Genomic DNA, 3,486 nt, shown 5'->3' with positions numbered 1-3,486 from the left:
GCAGAAAATGGGCGGATGATCGGCCACATTGTCGGCATCCGTCATGCCATAGTGGTTCTCATACATGGGGCTGAAACGGGCGTAGGCGTACCACGCCTCGTCAAAGTGCAGGTTGTCCACGCTCTTGCGGAGCTGCTTCTTTATGTTGGTTACGTTGTAGCACAGCCCGTCATAGGTGGAATTGGTGAGGGCGGACATCTTGACCCGGCTGCTTTTCAGCTCGTCAGGAATCAGTTTGTTGGCGGCGATTTTTTTGTGGATGCTTTTTTCTGAAAATTCCGAAAGCCTGCACGGCCCGATGATGCCGCGCCGGTTGCGCCGTGGCGTCATATACACGGGGTAGGCCTCGGTAATGACCATGGCGTAGTTGAGGGATTTGTGACAGTTGCGGTCAACAAAGGCTATGTCGTCACGCAGCACCTGACTGCGCCAGATGATCTGGTTGACGTTGGAGGTGCCGTTGAGCACATAAAAAGTTATGTCCGCCCCAAAGACTCTGGCGGAATTTTCTTCCGCATCGCCAACCGGGCCGTTATGGTCAAGCAGGGAGCCAAGCTCGGGCACGGAAATGGAAAGGTCGGCGCGGAAGACGTTTTCGCCAAAAAACTTGTGCATGGCCACGCCTGCGGGGCTTTTGAGAAATCCCTCGCCGCCCATATGCCCAGGCGTGTGCCATGCGTATTTGTATTCATTGGCGTAGCGGGCCATGCCGCCAAAAAAGGCCGGATACACCGTTTGCAGGTAATCGCTGACCAGCACTTCAATGCGCCCGGCCAGAAAATCCACAGTATCCGTTATCTTCCAGATGCAGTCGTCCACCTTGGAAAGAACATCCGTGGGCAGATTCTCCAGCTCGGAATGGTCAGTGAGCAGCACGACCGGGATGGTTTTGTTGCGCTGGCGGATACCCTCAAGCAACTCCGCTGCCGTTGTTTGCTCGCCGGGGTCTTCGCACTGGATATCCCAGTCTATTATGACAGTTCCAAGGTCAGCGCGGGATGCAAAAATATTTATTGCGTCTTCATATCGCAGGGATATGAGAACAGAGCAGCCCTTGTTTTCCACAAGCTGTTTTTTCAGCTCGCGCAGCCTGCAACCTTCATCTGTTGCCGCATCAAATTCACCAGAAACAATCAATACAGGCCATTCATGCTTGTCTATGGGCATTGGCGCGCTCCTTACCATTACAGCGGCAAGTAGAGGGTGTGCGCAGCAGGGAGGCCTGCGCATGATGAAGCTGTGTTGTGCAGACTGAATGCCTATCTATCTGTTTGTCTTTTATCGCTCAAAGTATAAACTTTGTCCATTTGTGTTTGGCTGAGGTTTACTGAAAATTATACATTTTCAGTGAGGATTAGTGCAATGCCTGGCGTGATCTTGCAGCAATCCTTGAATATTCTTTATGTAATGCAACAATTGCACCGTGGTGGCTGGGTACAATATCTGGCAAGAAAAGCAGATACTATGGTCAGTCTGTCGGCAGGATTGCGCATGCTTGCACGCGGGGCGAGGGCGCGGCGTGAGCGATATCAGCGGCTGGAGGAGTCCTCGCCGGGCAGCGCCCACCAGGGCAAGCCCCGCCATGCGGCGTTGAGCGCCTTTTCGTGCGCGGGCCATTGGGGCGAAAAGCGGGCAAGCTCTTCCCTGTATGCCGGGGAATGATCCATATGACGCAAGTGGCACAGCTCGTGCCAGCACAAGTGCTCCAGCAGCGGGGCAGGCAGAAGCAGAGCGCGCCAGTTGAGGCTGATGCGTCCCTCCGGGCATGCAGGAGCGAGGGCTGAGCCGCTTTGGGCAAAGGATGGGGTCGCGTCATATTTGGCGGGCAGGGGTGGGGTGGAAAAAAAGTTGCGGATGCGCGTGGTGAGCTGTTCCAGCGATCTGGGGCGACCGAAAGCCCCTTGCGGCAAGTTTGACCGTTGCACTGCGGGCTGAGGGGTGTGCCCCCGGCGCAGGCGGGAGCAACTGCCCCAGCGTCCGCTCTGGTCCCGCACGCTCACACCCGCAAGGGCAAATCCTTCCGTTGTCGCAAGCTGTTCCAGATACGGCGGCAGCAGGCGGGCTGCTTTCTTGCGGCACCACTGGCGCAAGGCTTGCGCGCATAAGGATATGTCGTCTACAGCGCCATACAGGCGCACCTGATCCGCACTTTCCACCAGCAACAAGCGCCGTGCGCCGTTGGCAACCTGTACTGTAGCTGTCCTGGCGGTTTGCGCCGTGGCGGCTTTGCGGCCTGCTGCCATGTCGCCACTGGGCGTGACGGCAAAAATTTCGCCCGTGAGCGGCAGGGTGATGCTGGAAGGCAACTGGGGGGCGGGCACCCTGCGCAGCAGGGTTGTGCGGGCGCGCTCCAGCCAGGGCAAAAAGAGCGGCAGGCTTGATTGAAGCTGCGTTGGCCCCATGGTCAGCGGGATAGTCAGCACAAGGTCGCCCCGAGGCGTGAGCGACAGTTTTGCCCTGCGCGCACGGGGTGAAAGACGCACTGAAGCCCTCAGGCGCGTGCCATCGGCCAGGGTAAATTCTACCGTGGCGGGCAGATCGTGCAGGGGGGCGGCAGGGACTTTGCGGGCAGGCATGCGGCAAAGCTGCCATAGGCGGCCAAGGCTGTAAAGACTGCCTGCGGCATGGTTATTGCTCTACTACCTTGCGGAAAGGTCCACCCGGCAGGTTTTGCCGGGTGCAAACCCGTTGGGCAGCCGCACCCAGGGTTTCTGTGGGGGAGCCACTATTACAATGATGCGGTATTTCGCAGCAAAGATCACTGCGGGGGGCGTCATATGAGTACAACAGGGATTGGCAATCTGTTGGGTTCCAGCAGCGCAGAGGCAGTTTACAAGGTCGGTCTGGGGTCGAATACCATCCGCACGCGCAGCGGTTCGTCCGATTCTGGCGACACCGTGGATATTTCTGATGAAGCCAAGAAGCTCTTTTCTGAAAAGATCCACATGTACGACAAGGGTTCCTCCACGGCTGCGACGCCGCAATCTGCGGACAACAAGGGCGATACTTCCGCTGAAACTGCCGATGGTGAAGCCGGCGAATCCGGCGGCAGCGGTTCGACCAAGGCTAAGGGCGCTGGCGGCGGTGGGGGGAACGACAGTTCTTCTGATCCTACGGAAAAGATCAAAAAGCAGATTGCGGCCTTAAAGAGCCAGCTTTCCAGCCTGGCCAGCCATGCTGGCAGCGGCAACAGTGCGGCGGTGGAAAGTAAAATTCAGTCGCTCGAGTCGCAAATTGCGGCTCTCGAAGCGCAGCTTGCCGAAGCCGAGTCGACTTCTGCTTGACATAGGAATGATTCCTAATTAGAGTGGTTAAACAAGAGGGGCACTTTTGCTCGTGTCCTTTTTTGCCGTTGCGCCAATAGGCGCGCAGCCACCAATCATTCCAAGGAGAAGACGCTATGAAATCGCTGAAAGGCAGCCAGACGGAAAAAAATATTCTTACAGCCTTTGCTGGTGAATCTCAGGCGCGTAACCGCTATGACTA

At 57.0% G+C, this 3,486-nt stretch carries 3 protein-coding genes and 1 pseudogene; 2 read left to right on the top strand and 2 right to left on the bottom strand.

The window, feature by feature from the left end; genetic code table 11:
* The coding region (locus tag VEZ52_RS04820; RefSeq protein WP_324835776.1) for an Orn/Lys/Arg decarboxylase N-terminal domain-containing protein at positions 1 to 1,167 on the bottom strand (1,167 nt) is incomplete at its 3' end.
* 362 nt (positions 1,168 to 1,529) lie between these two features.
* Positions 1,530 to 2,576 carry a M48 family metallopeptidase gene (locus VEZ52_RS04815; protein WP_324835775.1) on the bottom strand — a complete coding sequence of 349 codons (1,047 nt, stop codon included), beginning with the start codon at positions 2,574 to 2,576 and terminating at the stop codon, positions 1,530 to 1,532.
* A gap of 201 nt (positions 2,577 to 2,777) precedes the next feature.
* On the opposite strand from VEZ52_RS04815, the gene VEZ52_RS04810 reads away from it, so the two are divergent.
* The gene (locus VEZ52_RS04810; RefSeq protein ID WP_324835774.1) at positions 2,778 to 3,284 is read left to right on the top strand and encodes a FlxA-like family protein; all 507 of its coding nucleotides are present in this window, start codon (positions 2,778 to 2,780) and stop codon (positions 3,282 to 3,284) included.
* 116 nt (positions 3,285 to 3,400) lie between these two features.
* Positions 3,401 to 3,486 (top strand): annotated as a pseudogene (locus VEZ52_RS04805) (rubrerythrin family protein); the annotation flags it as partial.

The sequence above is a fragment of the Desulfovibrio sp. genome (genome assembly GCF_035644575.1).
GTDB lineage: Bacteria > Desulfobacterota > Desulfovibrionia > Desulfovibrionales > Desulfovibrionaceae > Desulfovibrio.
Note: the sequence above shows the minus strand (reverse complement) of the source record. Positions and strands in the feature narration are given on the sequence as shown.